Source organism: Paenibacillus sp. J22R232, assembly GCF_056269165.1.
Genome location: NZ_JBWDNK010000001.1, coordinates 301,617 through 323,865, shown reverse-complemented (window position 1 = coordinate 323,865; position 22,249 = coordinate 301,617). Strand labels below are relative to the sequence as shown.

Genomic DNA, 22,249 nt, shown 5'->3' with positions numbered 1-22,249 from the left:
TAGCCTCCTTATTTAACTACTCGTTTTGTGATGATGCCGATCTTGCGAAGAGCTGTTTCATGCGTAGCGACTGTGTCCGTTCCACCGAATTTAAGGGCATCGCGATTATACTCGCCGTCTGTGTAGCCGACTGCGCGAACATCTTTGGATGTTGCGTCAATCTCAACGTCAGCTAGAACAACATACGGAGCTTCTGACCCGTCCGTCTTTGTGGAGTTAACAGGAGCTGTGATCGGCGTTCCTGCATATAGATCAGATTGTGCTAATTGTGAAACCTTACCTAGTACCGTACCGCGTGTAAGTAATCCGGAGCCGGACTTCACAATAATGGCAATGGCAGTTGGCGGCTTTACATTCCCTGCAAACAAATCGTCATACTTCTGGCTTTCATAAGCTGGCATTAGCCTCGACCTCCTTTTTTATTGATCAGATCCTGTGCGTAATTGATCATATTCTGTACAGATTCATCTTCTTCTTCCGCATCTTTCGCAGCTTGATCGGCTGGCTGTTGCGTTACGACCGCTGCGGCCCCGCTGTTCTGAGCATCCTTATGACGATCATCGCCTTCTTGGGAGATACGTTCCGCAGAAGCTTTCACAATCTTCATGGCTACATCTCCGGCAGTTTCTCCGTTTGCAATCGCATCTTTGATAAATGCCGCAGCTCCTGGAGCTCCAGCCATATCATTTAGTGCGGCAATTCGGCTGCGCTCCGTATTAATCGCCTGCGTCATAATTTCATTGACTAGGTTCGGGTGTTTCTCTTTCAATTCAGCAAAATTCATCGGCGTTTCGCCCTCCTCGTTTTCGTTTGGATGGTTTGGTTGAACAGCTGGCGTAATAACATGGTTCGAAATCGTACCGGCCGTCGCTTTCGATAAATTCAAACCCTCGATTCCTTGATTCTTCAAAATCTCATTCCGGATCTTATCAATCACTTCCGGCGGCAGCACTGCCCCTAAAGAGATGCTATTTTTCACTGCAGGCTCGCTCTCGCTAAACATGACTTCATCTGCAAACCCAAGTCTTTGCGCCTCCTGCGCATTAAGCCAGGTTTCCTTATTCATCATCGTTAAAAGCTCGTCATGCTTCATTCCCGTTTTAATGGCGTACACATTCGCGATTGCTTCATCCGTACTACTGAGCATCCCGCGTCCTTGCTCCATGACTCCCTTGTCTCCCCAAGCGCTGGTAGACGCGTTATGAATCATGATTTGAGCGGAAGGTGAAATCATAACCTTGTCGCCTGCCATTGCAATAAATGACGCTGCGCTTGCTGCAAGTCCGGTGATTTTTACGACGATGTTCGCTGTATGTTCCTTTAACATGGTGTAAATCTCAGAGCCAGCAAATACGGAGCCTCCACCGGAATTAATATGGACTTCTAGCTCTTCATCCCCCGCGTCCTCTAGCGATCTGGACACAGCTCCCGGACTAATCGTGGGGATACCAAACCAGTCGTAAATCCATGCTTCGCTATCTCCAACAACCGTGCCGTTAAGCTTGATCTTTTTCGGCATTATCTTCTTCACCCCCCTCCGAGCCGTCTTTTTCCGCTGCTTGTTGTTGCGTCTCGGCACCGACACTAGATAGACCGAGATCAGCCAAACGCGTTTTTTCATATGCACGCTGCTCAATATTTTGTTCCCATGAACCGCCTGTAAGCTCAGCCGTTTCGCGCTCAGCCGTCGAGAAGTTATTTTCGATGCGTGTAACTGCAGCGTCGACTTCCTTCGTTGGATCAAGCAGCCCTTGGCTTGGGCCGTGCCATTCCGCCCGTGTGTAGGCATGGAAAATAGCCGGATCATCAAAGATGCCCGGCGCGTCAATACGGCCTTTAGTGACCGCCTCAACAAACCATTCTTCATAGATAGGCTGGCAAAAAGATTTCGACAACCATGATCGACGCATGCGATACATCTTCCAAGCCTCAAGCAGCGCCCCACGGCTCGCGGAATACGATGATGTGAATTGCTTGGTTAATATTTCGAACGGCAATTCTAACGCCGCCGATATCTGCCGCAGCAGTGCATTGACGAAGCCCACGTAATCCGGATTCGGTCGAGTAGGATTAGCAAACTGTACTTCCTCGCCGGGATCCAGATAGACGATCGCCCCGCGCCCCATCTTGACATTATCGCCACCGGTACCGGGTATCGGTTCCTGATATTGGTTGTCTGTCTCAGGAGACTCCATGCCGTGCATATAGTCATCATCCTCGGACGGAGTCTTTACGAATACGGTGTACATGGCCGCAATAACTGCAGCCATCAGCTCCGCCTCTGTGTACTGGTCGAGTTGCTTCAGCGATTCAATAATCGGTGAAATAACAGGGATCCCCCTGCGCTGCCCCGGTCTCTCCGCTTCAAACAAATGAATGACATTGAGCCGTCCCGTAATTTCGCCGTACTTCTCAACCCTAACCCAGTCCTTCGGTGAAACTGCGGTCGTGTCGCTTCCCGGATGTTGATTGGAAAAGTGATATGCGACGACCATGCCGTCATCATCCACCTCAACCCCCGATTGGATGAGTTCTGGTTTCAAAAGCGCGGCCGCTTGCGGCGTGTCACATCGATCAGCTTCAACAATGTTAATTCTCAGGTCATAAACGGAATGCTTACGTGGCAGCATCGGCAGTAAGCCGAACACATCTCCACTCATGAGCGAAGATATAAAGGCTAACGACTGGAGCTCATAAAAATCATTAAGTCCCGCAGCGTCACATTTGGTTGTTTCTGCCCACATGGACCACTCCCGATAAATGCTATCGCGAAGCTTTTTCTCTTGGCTCTTGCTGAGCTTCAGGTATTTGGAATCGAATGCAGGCTTTAGCTTTAGTCCGGTACCGACAATATTTGTTCGCAACCCTTTGTGCGCTGCTGCTACAATATCCGATCCCATATGCAAATCTCGCGCCCTAGTCCGAAGCTGCTCCAAATTATGATGAATATCTGCATCAGCGTCACCTGCAGACGTTTGCCACATCACCATTGACTTCTTTGTCTGGCTCGCGCCATGACGGCCGTAGCCTTTTCCATAACCGGAAAGTACATTCTTTACGGCTTCGTGACGGGCCGTTTCTGAACGCGCTGCTGCACGCTTCTCCGCCCAGCTGGGAGCGACTAGCCCAATCATGCGATCCATTGCATTCATAGATCAAACGGGGTAATGCTGCGCACTTTAGAGCGCCGTCTGCCAGATTCCAATTCATTACACATACGACCGTAATATTTTTTACGTTCGAGAACCGTGCTCATATCTACTCGCGTTAATGATCGGCCGGCAATGCTGTATGATTGACCAGTCGCAAGCGCGATCTCCGCATCGGTCCATAATTTATACATAGCTTGAGCTTCTGCAAGTGTCATTCTTGGCATTTTCCCTTTCACCCCCCTTCATGCAAATTAGATGCTGCTTGATACGCCTTGCTTGCGTCGTTTCTTTCCGACCACCGTTCCGCCTGGTACGACTTTCGGACCGTTCGGCTGTCGCTCAACGGGCAGCGAAAGATTAGGTCGAAGGATTTCAATAACCGCCCGATTGTAAACTGCTAAGTCAAACGGTTCATTACGGTCCCTTACCTTTTTCCATGTCTTGTACTTTTGCCCGCTAATCATTTGATAAACCGGTACTTCAGCAGTCAATCCAAGGAAATATTCTTCAGAATAACCTCTGTCTTCTCCGGGGAAATGACAATACAAAGGACCAGGTTCTTGCACGTTTAAGCTGTCAAACACCTTGACCTTACCGTCATCAACGCCAAGGATCCAGAGCGCGGCACCCTCAAGCTGTGTCTTGCTTTTTTTATGAATAAATGGGACCTCTTTGGCTGTTTTCGCACTGATACCTTGCCCTTTTATCGCATAGATATGGCGGTAGTTCCTTGGCCGCGTGAACTCGTAAACCTCTTTCGTGTAGTGTCCACCGGAGTCCATGCACGCGCCAATGATTCGATATTCACGACCATTCTCTCCGATCCATGAGCGGCACAAGAATTCATCAAGCTCGCGCCATATATCCGGTTTGTCTAGGTTGCCGTAAATCCGGTGGTATTCAATTCCCCACGATTCTTTACCAGCGCCCCAGCCTTTGACCTCGATTTCAAAGCGGTCATCCTGCGTATCAATGGCTGCCGTTATAACTTTTACATCAGCAGGAACTTCGTAATATGGTTCACGGCGAGCTGCCAGCGTCTTCTCATTAACGCCTTTTTGATTTGTCTCCCAAGGCTCGCCGAGGACAGTATTTACAAAAACTTTTAGCTTGTCTACGCCTTCCCTTTTTGCAACTAAAAAAGCTTTCGCAACCTCGCGCCAATCTGACCACGGGCTGGAAAGCTGATTTATGTGGAAGCCGCGCCGGCTAGTGTGCTCTTTTCGAGCGATCCAAGCACCCTCACCGCGCTTCCATTCCTTCTCTGTGCCAAGCACGCCACAGTAAACACAGCGATGCTCAGCCTTTGTTACGACTATTTCGCCGCTTTCTGAAACATAATGCTCATAAACGATACCATCCTTAAAGCGCAGCGCCTGCAGCTCCTTGCAATGCGGGCAAGGAAGGCACCATTGTTCCATTGTGCTATCTTCGTAGAGCTGGTTGATTCGTGATGTTTCCTTATCTACTGGCGTTGAGACAAACAAATGACGTCGCTTGTGACGAAACGTCTTCGTCCGGGCAGTCGCTAGGGAAATAGGGTCACCCTCTTTGCCTGCTGAAACTGGAAACCGATCCACTTCATCACATAGCACAATTTGAACAGGCCTAGATGACAATCCCGAAGGAGCATTTGCCCCGACAATCGTCACGTATCCGCCAGGAAAGGACTTTTCTTCAATCGTGTTCCCGCTGTCGCGAGATTTGGCGACACCGATCTTATTTCGAAGCACTTCGCTATTATTGATCATTGGAGTAAGCCGCTTCTTCGAATAAGCCTGAATCAAATCCTCGTTCGGTAGAACGTGCATGATCGGACAAGGGTCCTGATCGATATATGAGCCAGTGACGTTCAACAAGAATTCCGTCTTGCCGACCTGAGCTGAAGCCATAATAACGACTTCTTCCCAGTGCTCAATTGAATTCATAATCTCACGCTGGTACTCTGCTCGAGACGTACGCCACGGCCCTGCCTCCGCGCTGCTCTCTGTTGTCAGCACGCGGTTTTGGTCTGCCCATTCTGACACGCTAAGACGGCGCTTCGGTTCCCACTGCCGGTTAGCTTTAGTAAATAAATCAACTGTCTTCCGGACTACCATGGACTAACTCGCCCCCAATCTTATCCGGGGTGTACTTTGCCAGCGATGACAAAGCCGTTTCAATCTCACGGCGGACAACGGCTTCCACAACATCGGCTGGCTCGTTGTCACACTCCGTTGCAATTCTGCTCGGCACACCTAGCAGCCGGGACTTAGTCGTTAGAATTAAATCGGATAGTAACCTCTCGACATCGGCAGCTGCATGCAGATTCCCTTTCATCTGTTCCAGCTCAAGCGCGGACTTCTCCGCTTTGGTCTTTTCATGCTCAGTCTTGTAATCGATCAGCTTCGGCTTCTTGCTATCTTCTTTGCCGCCCAGCAAGTTCTCCATGTAATCCCGAATGGCTTGACCGAGTACGAATTTTCCTCGACTAACCGGTTTAAGCACGCCTTCAGTGACAAGCTGCCTAACCCAGCGATCCGACTTTCCGACGATGGCGGCCAGCTCGCCTGTTTGAATTATGCTATCGTTGATAGTCGTTACGGCTTCCGTCTTTTTCTTTGCCATCGTCGGCACCTCACTTCCGTTAATGTCCAATCCTGCCCATCAATGAAATCTATCAACTTTAATGAAGCCGATTATCGAAGCCTATCAATATCAGGCCGCTTGATTCGGAAGCGGAAGGAGCTTTCAGGATTTAAAACTAGTTGAAAATCGGGCTCACGCGTACCCGCAGTTGTTTCAAAGTCCAGAGGGACCCATTTTTTTATTTTTTGAATCAAATTGAATCAATTTTCATATACATTAACCACGTCTCAGCATGAAGGAGGCGAAAAAAGGCATGTACAGTGTAACTGTAAAGATTGGTTTCGTAACAATCATCATCGTCTGGTTCGTAGGCTAATGTAGCCATTAATCAGAGGGATGAGGATGGCATATTGTTGCTACCTCATCTTCATCATAAATGCTAAATAAAATAATTAAACGTTAAAAACCCTCCTTTTTAACAAACCTCCAAAACGCTTTTAACCTCTGATTTAATTTTGTTGCTTGTCCCCAAACTGTTACATTTTCCTATAGCAGTCTCCACACTTCACGTTATTATTGATCCAGCTAAGCGTATGCGAAATGCCCACATGAGGATAAACGATTTCTCTTCGCTCGCCCTCATGTCCGCACTTAAACGTGACGCTGATCGTCTGGATCTCTGGCCTACTAGACGTTGGCTTCTTATCCTGCATTGGCGAGGCCCACTTAGCCATGTGCAGCTACATCTTCCTTGCGCTTTGGCTCAGTCCTATCAGCCAGCACGTAATTGCTTGGGACGTCTCTGATCGGCACCACATCGATGTATAAGAACATTGTGAGGAATATAGAGAACATGGATAAACGTTGCATCTTCATCAGCATAAACCTACTTTCTAGGCAACAAAAAAAGCCGCACCATATAAGGGCGGCTCTTGTTAATGATATAAGATAGAGCAGGTATAAAAGCATGAGGTCGCTGCGCTCCTCACTAAAGGCATGGAAGCGCGTAGGACGCGCATTTATATTTAAAGCATACGTACTTTGTCACTTTGGAGTAAGAACAAGGTCATTATATCGTTGCCATATTTTGTAGTCAAACTTTCTTTTAAGAAAATAAACCACAAATTGCTCCTAACATACGTTCCCAATTCTACTCTCTTGTTTAATTCAATTTTGACCAAAATAAAAGCCGCTCTTTGAGCGACTTTAAAATAAAGTACTACGATTAGTTTTTTTAAAAATCATTCTTGAATAAATCCAATTGTTTTTTTCGGCTGTTCGGGTTCTTGTTTAGGCAAAGATACAAGTAAAAAGTTGATTTGGCTTACATGCTGCAAAAGTTCAACTGGTGAACCACTATCCGCCAAGTGACCTTTAAATTTAATAAGTTTTTCGCCTTGGTATCCAATTCCTGTAATGTTAACAGTAATTGTTTGACCAAATGAAGCGAGCATAACACCTACTTCATGTTGGTCATCAAGGTTCCTATTGTAATCATTAGCTGCTTGAATCAGATGTTCCGCAATTGTATCAGCATCATCTTTAAACTTTATTTGCATATTCATAGCACCTATTGCATCAACATTCTTTCTGATATCCGGAAAATTAAAACTCATACTTTTTTCCACCCCCTTTATAATTCATAATTCTCGATTAGGAAGGAAATCCCTCTTTTGGTGTCGAAAGTACTAGGTACAAAGGAGGGATAAAATGGATACAGTGAATTTTATACAGAATCGTTTTATGAGGCGTTTATTTACCGCAGCAGCTGTCTTAGCATTAACAGCAGCGATTATGTACATGATGTGGAATCATGCTTTCCCCGCTATGTTCGATCAACTGATCGAAAACTCAAAGAATTTCAAAATAGGCTAGCATGTTTAAACAAACATGGATTCAGCTTGACACATGAGAGCCGCTGGCGAATTAAGGTTCGCTAAGCGGCTCTTACGAATTATTTGCCAATAAAACGTTTGGGTTGAATTGGTGTGACCTTAACGATTTCATTCTTCGGAATAACCCAAACCTCTGTACCGTTCGAAATCTTTACATGATCGGCTCCCACGCCTTCCAGAAAGCCTTCATGCTTCGCCATTGTATCGAGCTCCAATACAACGACCAGTTCCAAATAATCATCAATATTCAACACGAACCGCCTCCCTTTTCAAAGAGCAATTCGACATAGTTGATAATTATCCTTTATCAAATTCACCGTTATACAAATCGTTCAACAAATGAGTCAGAACGATCTTCTTCGCAAGCCACATTAAGACCATGCCGCTATCAATTCCTTTTGCTTCGTCAAAGCTTTCGATCTTGAGCCGCAGCTCCTCTGCCTTGCCTTCAAGATGCTCGACCAGTTTTTGACGATCAATGCTCAAGGCTGGCGCCCTCAATGTCGCGAATCATGAACCATTCACCATCAACCATAAAGCGATTTTGGAGCTGGTCCACGCGATCAACCACACCAGAGACTTCTAATTCCTCAGTTTCATGAAACATAAGAAGCTTGATAAGTTGCCGATGCTTTAGCGATGCTTCAACGAGCTGCGAGATGATTGCCCACTCTTGCTCATCAAGTTCGATGCGCTGGCGCTTCTTCTCTTCTTCAGCAAGTTGATTTATCCGTACCTTATGTTCAGGTAGCATCATCCTGCTGCTTTCCCACATCCCATTGCCTTCAAGTTTTTTTCTTGATCCTGTCGTCATATAGAACACCGTCCCTCATTGATTGATGTTCTTATTATATGCGAACATTTGTTCGATATTCAAGGGTAAAGAAATGACATTTACTTCGGCATGTCACAGCCACTACGAGCCGAACCTTACACCTGTAGTCAGTGGCAAGGAGTGAGTAAAAGCAAACAATGCGGCTGGAAATGTCAGAACCATACCGAATTGCAGGATCGGCGTAACGAAAAAGAGAGCCGTTAGGCTCCCTTGGAATAAGGCTAGTTATGCCCGCAGGCTGTGTTACGAGGATGAAGGTCTTCCCCCTCATCATTGTATTCGGTAGCCAACCGAACCTGCGAAGCCGGCTGAGTCGTCGCTGAATCCACGCTGGAAGATTCGGCATAAAAGAATAGACTCTCATGAAAATTAAAAAAGGCTCTTTCGAAACAACCTGTCAGACGCTCTAGAATCGATTCTGAGACATATCGGTTTTTGGTGTCCACTTACAAGCTGATAGACCAAACATTCGTTCTCGTCGTAAAATTGAGCGCCTGCCGTTAGATATGGATCACCTCCAGATAACTTTGCATCAACTACACTGTTATCGTTTAGTGCTTTCATATATTGGTGGCATTCACATGACAAGATTTGGAGCCTTTTACTTTAAATTACCATTTATGAACCAAGATTAACAAATGATTGAAATTTTAAACCGATTAATAAAGTATCTATGCCGATGATACACATTCATTAGTTAGAACTTTAATTTTATTTTCGATCATCAACTAACATTCAAGCTAGCTTAAACAGCGATCGTCTCTTTATTGATCTCCAATATCTCTTTCAAATACTTTTTGAATGCATCATTCTTCCAGAATCCTAGCCGAATTCCGTCAACTCCTCTAGTCATCAGAATATAGTAAATATTCAATACAAATAAGGTAAACTCTTGTGCATTTTCTAGGTTTTCATCGTCTTTGGAGAACTTCCCGTTTACATTATGGAAATTGTCTGGATTGCCGAATAACCTGCCCTGTGCGTCGACTTGAAGATCATTTCCGACTAAAACGCCTACTCTATTCAAATCGATTCCCTGAACTGCAAAGACAGAGCCAATCTGATCCTCAGCATCGGCATCTTCTGAATTAACCCAATTTACTTGAGTGGAATTCCATCTTCGTTTGATATTGCCTTCGTGCCAATGAGTAATCAACGGGTCTTTGCCATCAGCTTGCTTCCAAGGTTCGACTAAACCACCTATCACGCGATTTATATGTTCAGGATTGAAATTTCTATCTTCTTCTACCCAATCAATCAAATTATGTAAAGGTTCTGTTTCAAAATATCCAAAATAAGCATCAATATCACTATCTTGGAACACAGCTCTGTCAAATTCTGAGTTAAAATTCGTCTGTTTTAATAGACCTGTATCCTTATACAAAAGATATTTTATACCATTTACGTAGTCTTCTGACGAATAATTCTTTCCTACTGGAGCTTGGATTCTAAATTGCGTTGTTAGGTATCGCTTTTCAAAGTTTTTGGTTGCTTCATTGAATTGCCCACGTGTCATATTGGCAGGGCGAATAGCTTGCAATACGTCATACATTAATACGATTTGAGTACCTATTTTTTTCAAAGCCTCTAAGTGATTATCATCTTGGGCAAATCTGCCCTTATACACTTTATTGAAAGTATCCATTTGTTTAGGAAATTTTCTAGAAAGTTTGTGAGATTCATCAACAATTACAACATCATAATTTTCATCGGAATTAATCAACTGTGTCGAGCTAGCAAGTGCCAGGTTACTATTATTCATTCCATATACTCTAAAGATATCCTTTGCCGTTTTAATCCAATTTGGTTGCAAAACGACTGCTATACGCTGATTAGGTTTTTCTTTCAATAGCATAGCGACCAAATGAGTCAGCAATACGGTTTTGCCAGTCCCTGCATCGCCATTAATCACAAAGCTCTTATCTGGATTAGAGTGAACCTCTTTAAGAAAGTCCATTTGCTGAATTGTTAATTCTTTAATTGGGCTATATTTGACCAGTTCTCCGTTACGCAACTCATCTAATGTTGGTGTGCTTACCCATCCATTAGGGTATAGTTCATTTTCCCAAAAAGGCAAAATGACTTCTGAAGCAACCTTTTCTCGTTCTCGGTAGTCACTGACGCTGTTGCCATTGGTTCGATTAATAATCTCTTCAATATCATATTGAACCAGCTGTTTTTTTGCTTTTGGATTGTCAGCCATAAAATAGGTTATCAACTGGCTTTCGACATCATCTAAGGCTGAGCCGTTAAAATAAGATGAAATAAGAATAATTACTTGGTCAAAATCTGCTATATTAAACGTTTGAACTTTACCATTATAGTGTTGCTTATTCCTCACAAGAAATTGTTTCGTTTGTCCAATATAAATCTTTTTCGTCTTTGAACTTTTGTAGATATAAACGACATTGCCGTCTGTAAGAACTTTTTGTTCAGGTAGACGAAGTTTTTCAAAACCTTCCAATACTTTATTGTTGATTTTCAGTGTTATACTGTTGTACTTAGTCATTAATTAATCCACCTTATCCAATTCGGTATATTTATTTTTTTGACCAAAGCTTTCGGTAATTGGATATTTTCGGGCATTTTTAATTAGTTTTTCAGCGATGATTTCATCAATATCAAATCCTAGATTATCAGCCATCATATAAGAGTAGATTAACACATCTGCGAGTTCTTCTTTGAGTCGCTCAGGATTTCCCTTGGATTCTTCGGATGTTTTCCATTGAAAAAGCTCTAATAATTCACTTGCTTCTAAAGAGATGGAAATAGCTAGATCTTTTTCATTATGAAATTGCCGCCAGTTGCGCTCGTCTCTAAATTGGTTAATCCGCTGCATTGATTTACTCATATTAATTTACAATCATTCCTTCCAGAAATGTTTCCTTGTCTCTTAATTATTGAACCAGGTATAGGTTTATTATCCTGCAATACTTTCATATTTATTTTATATCGCGAACCTTTCTTCATCAACTATTATGCCCGTTAACTTAATGTCGAACTGTTTCTTTTTAATTCTTCAACTTCTATAATTATTCCTTGTCGGAGTTTCGCGACCATACCGTTAAAAACAACGATATGGTTTCGACCTGTTCCGCGACAGGCCCAAGGCGCAGCAGCGCTCATCAGGCGATTATTTAAACAACGTAATTGTAAGGGCTACGAGACTAATGACCAAAGATGCGATGCTGATAATAACGGCAGCTGTCAATATTTTGGACGATTTCATATTTCCATCCCCTTTGTGCTATAATTTTTTTAGAGAAAGAAACAGCACCCTTATATTTCACCATCCCCTAGACCAAGGCTCCTTTCGGAGCCAAGGCTTTCGGGACTCAACTTAGTGGTGGAGCGTGATGATGAGGGCGATTGTCGAGTTTATCAAGCTAATGATTGCACTCACTAGCGTGATGATTACTGCTCGATTATCAACTTGCTGTTTCTTTTTCTTTTTGGCCATCTTGTTCTCACCTCCTTCCTTATATTCTTATTATATACGATTTTCGTTATATTGTCAACGATATTCGTAATATATATTACGATATTCGTTGATTTACTTTTGAAAATCGTATAGAATGATATCAAGGAGATGATGAAATGTTTAGATTAAGAATTAATGAATTGATGCATGATCGTCATTTAAATGCTAATCAGCTTTCAAAGCTTACTGGTGTTAGATACCCTACAATCTTAGATATGGCTGATAATAAATCAAAAGCATGGTCGCCTGAGAACTTGGAGAAGATCGCTGTTGCTCTAAAGGTCAAAGACGTTAGCGAACTAATCGAATACAAGGCTGGTGAATAACCGTGGCCGTTACTAAAGATGAATCAAGAAAAAAGAATCCATGGTACTTTACAATTGAAGTTCCCAATAATGGCGAGCGTGAAAGAATTAAACGTCGCGGTTTTAGGACGAAGAAGGAAGCAGAAGCGGCGCAACGAGTATTACTAGCAGAAATGGACAAGGGTCTTGATGTGAATGCCTCGAAACAGCTATTCAAGGACCTTCTAAACGACTGGTTACGCGGTAAACAAAAAATAAAACCCGCAACCAAATCTACATACATGTGGCTTATAGACGATCACATCGTTCCAAGCCTCGGTAATCTAATGCTTTCTGAAATAACTCCAAAAAAAATAGAATCAACTTACTTGGATTGGAAAGAAACAGAACGTCTATGCGGAGATAACCAAAGGAAATGCCATACACTTATCAAAGCCGCGCTTAAGAAAGCTGTCAGCTGGGGAGCGATAACAAAGAACCCGGCTGACTTTGTGGAGACTCCTGAGGCCGATGTAAACGTAATGTTGTTTTGGACTAACGAGGAAGCGCATCGCTTCTTGAAGGTTGCTGAAACGGATCGATACTACCATGCTTTCCTTCTCGCAATTACGCTAGGTATGCGGCAAGGAGAAATATTAGGTGTAGAAGAAACCGACATGAATTTTAATTCTAGATCAATGTCAGTTCATCAAACGCTTGATCACAAAGGAAAAGAAATTGAACCCGGAACAAAAACAAAAGCAGGACACCGCTCTATTGGCGTAGATAGAGTTACATGCTCTAAATTAGAAAAGCTTATTAGCCGCACGAAAATGGAGAAATTAAAAAGTGGTCCAATGTACGAAAACAATAACCTTCTGATCTGCACCCAGTTAGGAACGCCGGTTTCTCCAAGGAATCTCAACCGTTCTTTCAGCCGTTTAGTCGAGTTGGCAAATAAAAACTTAGGTCCCGATGAAGAACCATTGAAAAAAATCAGGTTTCACGATCTACGTCATACCCATGTGGTCATGCTGCTGGAGATGCGCGAAAACAACAAAAGGATTGCCGAGAGAATGGGCTGGTCCAGCGTAAAAATGCTTGATAGATACGCTCATATCACTCCCCACATGCAGCAGGATACAGCGGATGCATTTGGCGAATTGTTTTATTCGAGCCAACAGGACACAGCAGGAAAATTGGTGCCGAAACTGGTGCCGAAAGCTAAATAATGCAAGGAAATCGGAGGTCATCATTATTTATAATCATGTTAGAAAAACCCTTATTTTATGCGGCTTGCGGGCACTTAAGGTAATCTCGGGAAATCACCGCCTCAATCTTGACAGGGTAGGGGTCACAGGTTCGAACCCTGTTCAGATCATCGAATAGAAAGCCCGCAATTCCTTGTAGCATAGGGAATTGCGGCTTTTTTCGTTTTTATTGCATTTAAGCAATTATGACTTTCTAACAAAAATGGTGCGAATTTGGTGCGATTTATTCAACTGTAAATCCCTCTCCTCCCTTTAAGGGAGCAGCACAGCGACCTTAGACTTCTTGATTGGTAATTTTTCGATAAACTACTTCAAAGGATGAAATTAATATGTTTAGATATTTAAGGATGGTACACCTAACATTACGAATTTTAAACAATATAGTGAAGCTTTTTAGATCATGAACTTTAATGGTCCAATACCAAGCTCTTCTACATGTTCGCAAACGACTGCATCATAGGCACCTCGAGCAGATGCACTAGACATACTCCCGCTGCCTGCTGCACTTGCTATGGAAGATATCTGACATTAATTAATTGCCTAATAAGCAATCACAAGCAAACTAATCCGTAATCAGAAAAAGAAGTCATATATCGGATAAATGATTTGAAATACCGAGATCATACAGATATAAAGCATGATTTCACCATGGTTATTTGTAGAATAAAAACGAGCGAGATCCAACAAAACCGAGGCTCGTTTTCATCTTTTTAACAATCATTGCAACCATTCATCGCTTTATAACGTCAAATAATTAGCTATAGCAAATAAAAAAAAGAGGTGACCACATGAAAAAAAGATCCCTATTGATCGTAACCCTAGTTGCGATGATGCTCTTCACTCTCGGACAAACCGTATGGGCATTCAAGGATGTGCAAAATGATCCGAATGCGCAAAAGATCGCGGAACTTAAGAAGCTGGGCATACTAAGCGGCGATAAGCAGGATAAGTTCAATCCAAAAGATAAGCTTACTTACGCCCAAGGCGTGTCATTGATCGTCAAAGGTCTGGATTTGAATATCGACCATATCCGCTTCATCAAGGCGCCAGAAGTAAAGGATTACTTCACGAATCTCAAAAATGATGCATGGTACTCTGACGCATTTATCATCGCGAGTCTAAACGGCCTTGAAATACCAAAAACGGTAAAAGCCAATGATGTGATGACCCGTGAACAGTTCGCTCACCATTTGTTCAAGGCGATGCTTACGAAAGGCGACTATGCTTTCATTGAAATCTTCATGCTGCTTGAAGACGAAGCAGACGTAAACAAGGATTACATGGACAGCATTCAGAAGCTAATCATCAGCAAAGTGGTTACGTTGGACAAATCCAATAAGTTCTATCCCAAGAAAGCCATTACGCGCAGCGAAGCTGCAGGCTGGCTCTATGGTGCCATCCAATTCACAAAGGAGAATACGCCTATCCCAGAACAGCCTGAGCAGCCCGAACAGCCAGCAATCGATCCGAAGCTCAACGTTACGGCCGTAAATGCTGACATCAACAAAGTAACCATTACCGCTCAAATGCCGCATCCCGGATATGGTCTTCGGATCTCTTCAATCGCATTCGAAGGTGACCAAGCGGTTATTCATCTCGAAACGGTGCTTCCGAATCCAGACAACATGTATCCGCAAGTCATAACGGATGTATCGATATCCACTTACATCGACAGCAAGCTAAAACCGGTATTGGCAGGCGGCAGTCAATCGTCTCCAGGTTCTACGGGTTCAGCTAGTACGGGCGTCATCGCGCAATAATCAACTTAAAAAGGCTTCTCTGCTCTTCCGAACCTTGGTTCGAAGAAGCGGAGAAGCCTTTTATTAGGTAGGGATTCGCTCAGACAACATCGGAATCGACCAATCGATCGGCCCGCTCCCGACGCTCTCTAGAAACGCGTTTGCTCTCGAGAACGGCCTGCTTCCGAAAAATCCTTTGCGCGCCGCAAAGGGGCTTGGATGCGGGGAAGAAATAATCAAGTGCTTTTCCGTATTTATGGCACTCGCTTTGGCCTCCGCATTCTTTCCCCAGAGCATGAACACGACCGGCTTCTCCCTCTCGTTCAAGGCGTCAATGATGGCATCGGTAAATTTCTCCCAACCCATTCCCTGATGCGTATTCGGCTTCCCTGCTTCCACTGTGAGCACCGTATTCAGAAGAAGCACGCCTTCCCGCGTCCAGGCTTCAAGATTACCATGATCAGGCGCCTGTACGCCTAGATCTGATTCCAGTTCTTTATAAATGTTCTTGAGTGACGGCGGCACCTTCATGCCTGGCTGTACAGAGAAGCTTAGACCGTGCGCTTGCTGCGGTCCATGGTAAGGGTCTTGTCCCAAGATCACGACTTTCGTTTGTTCATAGGATGTATAATGTAGGGCATTAAATATTGCTGACTTTTCTGGATATACCGTTGTGCTCTCATATAAAGCATCCAGCTTGTCAAACAACTCGCGCATGTATGGCTCCCCAAGCTCCCCATTTAACCGCTGCGGCCAGCCGTTGCTTAATCGTATCGACATTTCTACGCATCCCTTCCCATATACCTCAAACAAAAATCTCCTTCGTACAAACCTGATCACTCAGATTCAAACGAAGGAGCCTTTTTCAAGCCGATTATTTCTATTGGATTAGCAATATTCTAGCATAGTGGGGCAGCATTCTACAACCGCTCAAGCGGATACGCAGCATCAGTGGATTGCCGTACGATAAGCTCTGTCCGAAGCGAAACGCGTTGATGGACCGAATCGTCCTGTTCAAACTGCCTCAGAAGCAAATCAACGGCAGCTTCTCCCAATTGGTTCATAGGCTGGGCGATCGAGGTCAACGGCGGATTCGTTACGGAAGCCAGGATGGTATTGTCAAAGCTGACAACGGATAATTCCGACGGCACGTGAAGATTGGACTCCTTCGCTGCCTGCAGCGCGCCAACCGCGAGCAGGTCATTGAAGCAAAACAGGCCAGAAGGCCGATTTCCCCCTCTAAGCAGCTTCACGACTCGCGCCTTGCTATCTTCAAGCCCATGGCCGCAAGCGATGATGCTGTCATCTGGAAGCGCATAACCAGCATCTTCAACGGCATCCTGAAAGCCTCGGAGCCTGCCCCTGCTGCTGCTAATAAGCAGGCTTTCGGCCAAGACAGCCATTCGCACATGCCCGAGGGCAAGCAAATGCTCAGCAGCGAGCCGTCCTCCCCTATAATCATCAGCAACGACAGTAGGAACATCCAGTGGAGTGACCTCACGCCCAATGACGACAATCGGTATGATAGAGCGCAGCTCCTCAAGCATTGCATGATTTTCAAGACCCGTTCCGATAATAATGCCATCCACTTGTTTTTGCTTCAGGACGGTCATGTATCTCTCGATACGCTCGTCCTTGTTGTCCGTACTGCAAATGATTACGCTATAGCCAAATTGATGACCTCGATCCTCAACGGCACGGGCAACTTCCGCAAAAAAAGGATTCGCAATGTCAGGGATAAGCAGGCCTAACGTAAAGGTATGCTTCCCCGTAAGAGCTGAAGCGATCGCGCTTGGCTGGTAGTGAAGCCTCTGCATGATGGAGAGAATTTGATTGCGCCGAGCAGTGCTAATTTTCCCTTTGTCATTCATCACCTTGGAAACGGTTGCAATAGATACGCCTGCTTCTCTAGCAATATCATAAATGGTTGCTTTCATTCACATTCCTCGCTCGCAAAAGTCGCTATACCTCTATTATGCTCAGAGCTTCTGGAAATTGGCAATCATTTCTTTATCCGTTACTTTTGCGCTATTTGAGCATGTCTCTTGTTATTCAAGTGCTCCTTCAGACGGCCAATCTCGACACCTGCAAGCATCATGATGCCTATGCCGTGATTATCATTAAGGACAGTTCTTAGATCGTACATATAGTAATCTGGGGAATAGGAATATCGTGAGCCGCTGCATACGCCATATACGTTGCCCTGCTTATCAATCGCGCAGTTCGTTAGTCCCTGCCACGCCCGCATGGCTATATCCCTATAGTAATCCCGTTGCTTTAACCACCCGAGTCTTACTCCGCGAGCCATTGCATAGGCAAACATTGCGGTACAAGATGCTTCCTCATAGGCATCCGGTCGGTTCAATACCTGCCGCCAAAGACCCGATTCACTCTGCACGGCTGCAACGCCAGCACACATCTCCTCGAAAAATGTCTCTAGCGCTGGTCGATCAACATGATCGACCGGCAGCTTTTCAAGCAGCTCCGATAAAGAAAATAAACACCAGCCATTGCCTCGACCCCATGGAACAAGCGTTGCTTTCCCGTACTTGAAATCGAATACATGAGACATTAATGCTTCTTCCGGCATGAACAAATAGCTTTTGTACAAAAGAAACTGCCTTGCAGCTTCATTCAAAGGGGCGCTATCGCCTGTTGCAGCAGCATATCGAATCAAAAAAGGCGCACTCATATACAAGTCATCCGCCCACATCGTATTAGCCGAATAGTCGCCGTCACATAGCCTGTAAAATGCTCCGTCATCCTTGCGCTCCAACTTTTGCAGCATAAAATCGGCAATTCGGTCTGCGATTCTTAGAAACGTTGCGTCTTTAGTCTGCCCATACGCTTCCAGCATCGCCGAACCGAAAGAGCCGCAATTATCAAGCATACGCATTAGCACTAGCTGGTGATTCAGGGATGGGAATCCATAAGCTTCCTTGTCCCACATGGAATAATCATACAGATCCGTGCAGATGCGAATATGGCTAAGCGTGTAATCCATTAAATCTTTTCTCTCCAGCTCCCGCGCAGTTCTTAGCAGCCCATACATCGTAACTCCGAGCGGATAATCCCAGCGGCCATAATTTGTCGCGCTGCCCGTCGTCCATTTGTTGCTTAGCATCGCATTCTCATAATAAGGACGAAGGCGTGTATGTGGGGAGTCAACCGACCAGTAAGTGCGTCCAGCAAGCTCTCCATCTTGATTAATCACCTTAAATAATAGGGAAGTCGAGCAAACGTCAGACGGCAACAGGATCTGATCGGGCTCAAGCGGGCCTGCGTACAGCCACGCACCGTCATAACCGTGAATATGAACCGGCGCTTGGAAATGAAGCGGGCTCCCTTCTTCCAGCTGCGCGTTTAACGCAAAGCCCCAGCCGGCAGTGCTGCTGATTGTATGCACTAGCAATTCATTTCTACCGGCGGAGGCCGCTGCTTTGATCGAGAATGCTCCCGCTTCCGCAAGCGATGCCACATGATGTCCGCCCAGCCAAATTTGAGTAGGCCCACAGGCGCTTCCTTCGAGAAGAACCTCGGCATCCCCAGCAGGCAGGCATAACGCCGACCAACCGTACGCGGCTGAACGACAGGAAGGAGTACCGAATATACGCTCGCAATTAGAAATATCCAACTGCTCTGCTTCCCATCTCATGCGTGGCAACCAGTTTAGCTCGTCTGATGCTTCCGTCCCACTGAAGGGCAATATGCCGCCATCCTCCTTAACCAGCGATTCCAATACCGGATCGGAGTATACCCAACCTGCGCTTCCCTCCCGTTCAGCAAATGGCGCCAAAACCTGCATAATACGAACCTTTGCTTCATCGGCGCCGAAGGAGCAGCCAAATCCGGCTACGGTGCTGCGTGCTTCAATCAACAAACGGTTCCATCCTTTGCGAAACAATAATGGAATGACCACCTGCGCCTTTGGCTTCAGCTCCTCCACAACGGATGATCGGTAGATCATCTCTTCATTTAGAAACAGCTTCACTGGCCCGAATGGCTCAACGATGCTGTCAATGGAACGCTCATCGTCGCTCCAGACTAGCCCATAGACATAGGCATATTGCCCAATCCCAGCATCAGGCAGCTTCTCAGCCATGTTCATTTCGTATAAACCTGTTTCCGTCTGCAGGATGCCCGCATGGGAGAAAGTACGCATGGCAAACGGAACTGCGGGATTCGCCCCGACATATCGTCCTGCCAGCACCTCCAGTATCCGTTTATCATCCTCGCCATACCAATATCGGCTGCTCTCGCGTGCTTCAATATATGCGTTCATATTATCAGCTCCCTATCAGCCGCTTCGTCTTCCTTCTCTTTCTTAGGTGATAGCCTAATGTCAAAGGTTTTGTGGTAGGGCGTCATCAAATTGACAATTAGCGCCTTACAGCCTGACGGTACGCTTGTGTTTCTCAACGTTTTGACAAGATGCTCATGCGCCCCGCTGTCCACTTCAATCCAATCGTCTCCTACAGCATAATGGGCTGTTCCCTGCTTCCAGAAGTAGACATCGGCAGCAGGAACGATACCATCTCCCGTAAGCTCGCCTTCTTCGCCCAATACAAATACAACCTGAGTCATCAAACTCTCCGGCTCCTCGCAGCTTATCGTAAGCTGCCAGCCGAGCTCGCTTTTCATAAGCTTTGCCTCGACATGATGCTGCTGCAAATGGGTCGTTTCTCTCAAATGATGCGGAAGCAAATACCATGGGCTTACTGGCGAGCTTGCCGATTTCGGCAAATCTTTTGCCTTTATCGGCCCGTAGTATCCCTTGGTTTCAACAGCTGTCAATCGGTAGCCATCCTCCAACACTTCCAGATCGTTCATTTTGACAAAACCAGGCTCGAAGGAGGTTCCGATTTGCACGGCTAGCAGCCTCGCTTGCCCATGCCGGAGCGCAAGCACCGAGCTTGCCTCTGCCATGACGGTTAAGCTCGTTTGTCCATCTCGTTCACGGGCGACCGGAGCCCCGAAATCCGGATGCAACCGGCTATGATAGATAATGCCGTGATGCCCGGCACCATCCATCTCGCTCAAATAACGCTCGCGTTCGAATTCACGATTTACCACGACTCGGTAATGAGTTAGAAGCTCTGCAGGCGGAAGCGATAGCTCACGCAGCTCGGGACGCAGCAAATAGCTTATCATCGCGTTGTTGGGCAGCCAGCCAGGATGCTTCAAGGTCTGCCCGGCAAGCTCCGCAATCGCTTCAAAGTGAGGATCCTGATCGTGGACGGCCATTAACCTGCTGACGAGAAAATAGCTGTCCATCGTGTAGCTGTTGCCGAAGTCTTGGCGTCCGGAATAATCTGTAACGACTTCGCCATTCGGATGGATCATATAAGCCATCATTTTCAAATTCCGGCGAACCGGCTCGAGCAGCTCTTTCTTACCCAGAAGCTCCGCCGCATGAAATAACATAAAATCGCTGACTGAATTGTAAATCCCGTTGCTGCGCTCGGTCCATTCGCCATCCTCCGTGCAATCCATTCCTTCTGCAAGCCATTCGTTCGCTCTCGCCTTCAGCGCCTCATTGCCAGACAGCTTATACAGGAATCCAAGTGCAGCGCTAAGTACCCAGCGATGATTCGGCGTATGGCAGCCCCCAGTTAATAGCGCCGGGATCGTCCGCTCTAGAAAAAGCAGCGTATTCGAGGCTGCTTTTTGCAGCGGCTCCCACTCATCCTTCTTCAGAAGCTCATAAGCTTGTGCCAGCCCCACAACAACAAAAGCCGTATCAGGCGGAGAATGCATATTCGTCCAGCCGGGAGAAATCGTACCGTCAGCATGCTGGGAGCGAAGCATAAATTCAGTTCCTAGCTCCAGTCTTAAAGCCATCTCATCGTTATGGTAATATTTCGAATCCTTATTCACGAGAGCCGCAATCCACAATGCCATAATCATTGGAGTACCGCCATGGCTTGGCCAAGCAATCCCATTCTCCGAATCTGCTACGCCGCCATAATAACGGCTGGATGCATCCATAAATTGGCGTTCAGTTCCTTCTTGCGCCCATTCGTCATTGATCCTTACCAGCTTGCTATACATCCGCTTCATTCCCTCCGTCTCGTATCATTCCGCTTAAAGCTGCCTATCCCTTAACCGCGCCTAGCATTACGCCGCTTACAAAATACCGCTGCAGCCAAGGGTAGACGATAAGAATCGGTACCGTCGCAAATATAACGCTCGCTGCTTTCAAGCTTTCAGGTACGACCGTGGCCATCTGAGAGCCTTCCATCTGAATAAGCTCGCTGACCATATTGTTCTGTATAAGCTGATACAGCTTGAGCTGTAGCGGATAAAGTGACGGGCTGTTGATATACATGAGCGTATCCGTGAATCCGTTCCAACGGCCAACGGCATAGAATAAACTGAGCGTCGTTATGACAGGCAGAGATAAAGGTATCATAATGCTCAGCAAAGTCCGGAAGTGGCTGCTGCCGTCGATTTCGGCCGATTCCTCCAAACTTTCAGGAATGTTATGGAAGAAAGAAATCAGAATAATCAGATAAAAAGGATTAACGAGTCCCGGCAGCACGAGCGCCCATATGGAATCAAGCAATCCCAAATTTTTGATCAAAATGTATTCCGGAATGATGCCGCCGCTGAAAAACATCGTAATGACAACGACAAACATAAACAGCTTCCGGCCCCGCAGCTTCTTTTTCGCCAAAGGATATCCCATAGCGATTGTCAGCACCATACACATGACGGTGAAAATCACGGTTAACAGGATCGTAAAGAAAAGGGAGCGAATCATCGCAGGATCCGTGAAAACTTTCGTATAAGCTTCAAAATTCAAGTCAATTGGAATTAAGCTTACCAAGCCAGCTTGAATGGGTTTAACCGAGCTTAGCGAGATTGCCAATATATGAAGAAATGGAGCCAGACAAAGCAGCGTGCACAATAATAACACTATAAAATTAATCGTATCAAATACACGGTTAGCGGTTTGTTCTCTCATAACGTCCGCTCCTTTCAAATAGTCGCATGCTGGAATAGATGGCATATTGCGAAAAAA

The 22,249-nt window shown here is 45.5% G+C and carries 22 protein-coding genes; 4 read left to right on the top strand and 18 right to left on the bottom strand.

Annotated elements, in window-relative coordinates:
* Window positions 1–8: 8 nt before the first annotated feature.
* The 8 genes from AC0YN3_RS01460 to AC0YN3_RS01425 all read right to left on the bottom strand — a co-directional run bounded on the left by AC0YN3_RS01460 (window position 9) and on the right by AC0YN3_RS01425 (window position 7,336).
* Complete coding sequence (locus AC0YN3_RS01460) at window positions 9–401, bottom strand: head decoration protein (RefSeq protein WP_475773382.1); 393 nt, start codon at window positions 399–401, stop codon at window positions 9–11.
* A complete protein-coding gene (locus tag AC0YN3_RS01455; protein WP_475773381.1) occupies window positions 401–1,519 on the bottom strand; it encodes a head maturation protease, ClpP-related in 1,119 nt (372 codons plus the stop codon). Before AC0YN3_RS01455 ends, AC0YN3_RS01460 begins: the two co-directional genes overlap by 1 nt.
* The gene (locus tag AC0YN3_RS01450) at window positions 1,497–3,143 is read right to left on the bottom strand and encodes a phage portal protein (protein WP_475773380.1); all 1,647 of its coding nucleotides are present in this window, start codon (window positions 3,141–3,143) and stop codon (window positions 1,497–1,499) included. Before AC0YN3_RS01450 ends, AC0YN3_RS01455 begins: the two co-directional genes overlap by 23 nt.
* A gap of 5 nt (window positions 3,144–3,148) precedes the next feature.
* Window positions 3,149–3,376 (bottom strand): DUF6148 family protein, encoded by a 228-nt coding sequence (locus tag AC0YN3_RS01445; RefSeq protein ID WP_475773379.1) that lies wholly within the window; start codon window positions 3,374–3,376, stop codon window positions 3,149–3,151.
* 27 nt (window positions 3,377–3,403) lie between these two features.
* Entirely contained in the window at window positions 3,404–5,251 is a 1,848-nt protein-coding gene (locus tag AC0YN3_RS01440) for a phage terminase large subunit family protein (RefSeq protein WP_475773378.1), read from the bottom strand.
* Window positions 5,229–5,759 (bottom strand): hypothetical protein, encoded by a 531-nt coding sequence (locus AC0YN3_RS01435; RefSeq protein ID WP_475773377.1) that lies wholly within the window; start codon window positions 5,757–5,759, stop codon window positions 5,229–5,231. The genes AC0YN3_RS01440 and AC0YN3_RS01435 overlap by 23 nt, the downstream gene beginning before the upstream one ends.
* Before the next feature lie 497 nt (window positions 5,760–6,256).
* Complete coding sequence (locus tag AC0YN3_RS01430) at window positions 6,257–6,454, bottom strand: hypothetical protein (RefSeq protein ID WP_475773376.1); 198 nt, start codon at window positions 6,452–6,454, stop codon at window positions 6,257–6,259.
* Window positions 6,455–6,961: 507 nt separating this feature from the next.
* Window positions 6,962–7,336 carry a DUF6173 family protein gene (locus AC0YN3_RS01425; RefSeq protein ID WP_475773375.1) on the bottom strand — a complete coding sequence of 125 codons (375 nt, stop codon included), beginning with the start codon at window positions 7,334–7,336 and terminating at the stop codon, window positions 6,962–6,964.
* A gap of 94 nt (window positions 7,337–7,430) precedes the next feature.
* On the opposite strand from AC0YN3_RS01425, the gene AC0YN3_RS01420 reads away from it, so the two are divergent.
* Complete coding sequence (locus tag AC0YN3_RS01420) at window positions 7,431–7,595, top strand: hypothetical protein (protein WP_475773374.1); 165 nt, start codon at window positions 7,431–7,433, stop codon at window positions 7,593–7,595.
* Window positions 7,596–7,674: 79 nt separating this feature from the next.
* Here AC0YN3_RS01420 and AC0YN3_RS01415 read toward each other — a convergent pair whose 3' ends face one another.
* From AC0YN3_RS01415 to AC0YN3_RS01395, 5 genes are all read right to left on the bottom strand, one after another.
* The gene (locus AC0YN3_RS01415) at window positions 7,675–7,869 is read right to left on the bottom strand and encodes a hypothetical protein (protein ID WP_475773373.1); all 195 of its coding nucleotides are present in this window, start codon (window positions 7,867–7,869) and stop codon (window positions 7,675–7,677) included.
* Window positions 7,870–7,912: 43 nt separating this feature from the next.
* Entirely contained in the window at window positions 7,913–8,101 is a 189-nt protein-coding gene (locus AC0YN3_RS01410; protein WP_475773372.1) for a hypothetical protein, read from the bottom strand.
* On the bottom strand, window positions 8,091–8,429 hold the full coding sequence (locus tag AC0YN3_RS01405) for a YolD-like family protein (protein ID WP_475773371.1): 339 nt from the start codon (window positions 8,427–8,429) through the stop codon (window positions 8,091–8,093). Before AC0YN3_RS01405 ends, AC0YN3_RS01410 begins: the two co-directional genes overlap by 11 nt.
* A 766-nt stretch (window positions 8,430–9,195) precedes the next feature.
* Window positions 9,196–10,959 (bottom strand): DNA/RNA helicase domain-containing protein, encoded by a 1,764-nt coding sequence (locus AC0YN3_RS01400; protein WP_475773370.1) that lies wholly within the window; start codon window positions 10,957–10,959, stop codon window positions 9,196–9,198.
* A gap of 3 nt (window positions 10,960–10,962) precedes the next feature.
* Window positions 10,963–11,301 (bottom strand): nucleotide pyrophosphohydrolase, encoded by a 339-nt coding sequence (locus AC0YN3_RS01395; RefSeq protein WP_475773369.1) that lies wholly within the window; start codon window positions 11,299–11,301, stop codon window positions 10,963–10,965.
* Window positions 11,302–12,047: 746 nt separating this feature from the next.
* On the opposite strand from AC0YN3_RS01395, the gene AC0YN3_RS01390 reads away from it, so the two are divergent.
* The 3 genes from AC0YN3_RS01390 (at window position 12,048) to AC0YN3_RS01380 (ending at window position 15,246) form a co-directional block, all read left to right on the top strand.
* Window positions 12,048–12,257, top strand: a complete 210-nt coding sequence (locus tag AC0YN3_RS01390; protein ID WP_475773368.1) for a helix-turn-helix domain-containing protein — start codon at window positions 12,048–12,050, stop codon at window positions 12,255–12,257.
* 2 nt (window positions 12,258–12,259) lie between these two features.
* Window positions 12,260–13,447 carry a site-specific integrase gene (locus AC0YN3_RS01385; RefSeq protein WP_475773367.1) on the top strand — a complete coding sequence of 396 codons (1,188 nt, stop codon included), beginning with the start codon at window positions 12,260–12,262 and terminating at the stop codon, window positions 13,445–13,447.
* A gap of 827 nt (window positions 13,448–14,274) precedes the next feature.
* Window positions 14,275–15,246 (top strand): S-layer homology domain-containing protein, encoded by a 972-nt coding sequence (locus AC0YN3_RS01380; protein WP_475773366.1) that lies wholly within the window; start codon window positions 14,275–14,277, stop codon window positions 15,244–15,246.
* A gap of 63 nt (window positions 15,247–15,309) precedes the next feature.
* Here AC0YN3_RS01380 and AC0YN3_RS01375 read toward each other — a convergent pair whose 3' ends face one another.
* The 5 genes from AC0YN3_RS01375 to AC0YN3_RS01355 form a co-directional block, all read right to left on the bottom strand.
* The gene (locus AC0YN3_RS01375) at window positions 15,310–16,005 is read right to left on the bottom strand and encodes a uracil-DNA glycosylase (protein WP_475773365.1); all 696 of its coding nucleotides are present in this window, start codon (window positions 16,003–16,005) and stop codon (window positions 15,310–15,312) included.
* A 140-nt stretch (window positions 16,006–16,145) separates the two neighbouring features.
* Entirely contained in the window at window positions 16,146–17,162 is a 1,017-nt protein-coding gene (locus tag AC0YN3_RS01370; protein ID WP_475773364.1) for a LacI family DNA-binding transcriptional regulator, read from the bottom strand.
* 80 nt (window positions 17,163–17,242) lie between these two features.
* Complete coding sequence (locus AC0YN3_RS01365) at window positions 17,243–19,507, bottom strand: glycoside hydrolase family 88/105 protein (RefSeq protein WP_475773363.1); 2,265 nt, start codon at window positions 19,505–19,507, stop codon at window positions 17,243–17,245.
* Window positions 19,504–21,276 carry a hypothetical protein gene (locus tag AC0YN3_RS01360; RefSeq protein WP_475773362.1) on the bottom strand — a complete coding sequence of 591 codons (1,773 nt, stop codon included), beginning with the start codon at window positions 21,274–21,276 and terminating at the stop codon, window positions 19,504–19,506. Before AC0YN3_RS01360 ends, AC0YN3_RS01365 begins: the two co-directional genes overlap by 4 nt.
* 43 nt (window positions 21,277–21,319) lie before the next feature.
* Window positions 21,320–22,192 (bottom strand): carbohydrate ABC transporter permease, encoded by an 873-nt coding sequence (locus AC0YN3_RS01355; protein WP_475773361.1) that lies wholly within the window; start codon window positions 22,190–22,192, stop codon window positions 21,320–21,322.
* Between the last annotated feature and the right edge of the window lie 57 nt (window positions 22,193–22,249).

What these genes read in the sequence shown, in the direction of transcription:
- AC0YN3_RS01460 (WP_475773382.1), bottom strand. Translation starts at nt 401, where the DNA reads ATGCCAGCTTATGAAAGCCAGAAGTATGACGATTTGTTTGCAGGGAAT.
- AC0YN3_RS01455 (WP_475773381.1), bottom strand. Translation starts at nt 1,519, where the DNA reads ATGCCGAAAAAGATCAAGCTTAACGGCACGGTTGTTGGAGATAGCGAA.
- AC0YN3_RS01450 (WP_475773380.1), bottom strand. Translation starts at nt 3,143, where the DNA reads ATGGATCGCATGATTGGGCTAGTCGCTCCCAGCTGGGCGGAGAAGCGT.
- AC0YN3_RS01445 (WP_475773379.1), bottom strand. Translation starts at nt 3,376, where the DNA reads ATGCCAAGAATGACACTTGCAGAAGCTCAAGCTATGTATAAATTATGG.
- AC0YN3_RS01440 (WP_475773378.1), bottom strand. Translation starts at nt 5,251, where the DNA reads ATGGTAGTCCGGAAGACAGTTGATTTATTTACTAAAGCTAACCGGCAG.
- AC0YN3_RS01435 (WP_475773377.1), bottom strand. Translation starts at nt 5,759, where the DNA reads ATGGCAAAGAAAAAGACGGAAGCCGTAACGACTATCAACGATAGCATA.
- AC0YN3_RS01430 (WP_475773376.1), bottom strand. Translation starts at nt 6,454, where the DNA reads ATGGCTAAGTGGGCCTCGCCAATGCAGGATAAGAAGCCAACGTCTAGT.
- AC0YN3_RS01425 (WP_475773375.1), bottom strand. Translation starts at nt 7,336, where the DNA reads ATGAGTTTTAATTTTCCGGATATCAGAAAGAATGTTGATGCAATAGGT.
- AC0YN3_RS01420 (WP_475773374.1), top strand. Translation starts at nt 7,431, where the DNA reads ATGGATACAGTGAATTTTATACAGAATCGTTTTATGAGGCGTTTATTT.
- AC0YN3_RS01405 (WP_475773371.1), bottom strand. Translation starts at nt 8,429, where the DNA reads ATGACGACAGGATCAAGAAAAAAACTTGAAGGCAATGGGATGTGGGAA.
- AC0YN3_RS01400 (WP_475773370.1), bottom strand. Translation starts at nt 10,959, where the DNA reads ATGACTAAGTACAACAGTATAACACTGAAAATCAACAATAAAGTATTG.
- AC0YN3_RS01395 (WP_475773369.1), bottom strand. Translation starts at nt 11,301, where the DNA reads ATGAGTAAATCAATGCAGCGGATTAACCAATTTAGAGACGAGCGCAAC.
- AC0YN3_RS01390 (WP_475773368.1), top strand. Translation starts at nt 12,048, where the DNA reads ATGTTTAGATTAAGAATTAATGAATTGATGCATGATCGTCATTTAAAT.
- AC0YN3_RS01380 (WP_475773366.1), top strand. Translation starts at nt 14,275, where the DNA reads ATGAAAAAAAGATCCCTATTGATCGTAACCCTAGTTGCGATGATGCTC.
- AC0YN3_RS01375 (WP_475773365.1), bottom strand. Translation starts at nt 16,005, where the DNA reads ATGTCGATACGATTAAGCAACGGCTGGCCGCAGCGGTTAAATGGGGAG.
- AC0YN3_RS01370 (WP_475773364.1), bottom strand. Translation starts at nt 17,162, where the DNA reads ATGAAAGCAACCATTTATGATATTGCTAGAGAAGCAGGCGTATCTATT.
- AC0YN3_RS01365 (WP_475773363.1), bottom strand. Translation starts at nt 19,507, where the DNA reads ATGAACGCATATATTGAAGCACGCGAGAGCAGCCGATATTGGTATGGC.
- AC0YN3_RS01360 (WP_475773362.1), bottom strand. Translation starts at nt 21,276, where the DNA reads ATGTATAGCAAGCTGGTAAGGATCAATGACGAATGGGCGCAAGAAGGA.
- AC0YN3_RS01355 (WP_475773361.1), bottom strand. Translation starts at nt 22,192, where the DNA reads ATGAGAGAACAAACCGCTAACCGTGTATTTGATACGATTAATTTTATA.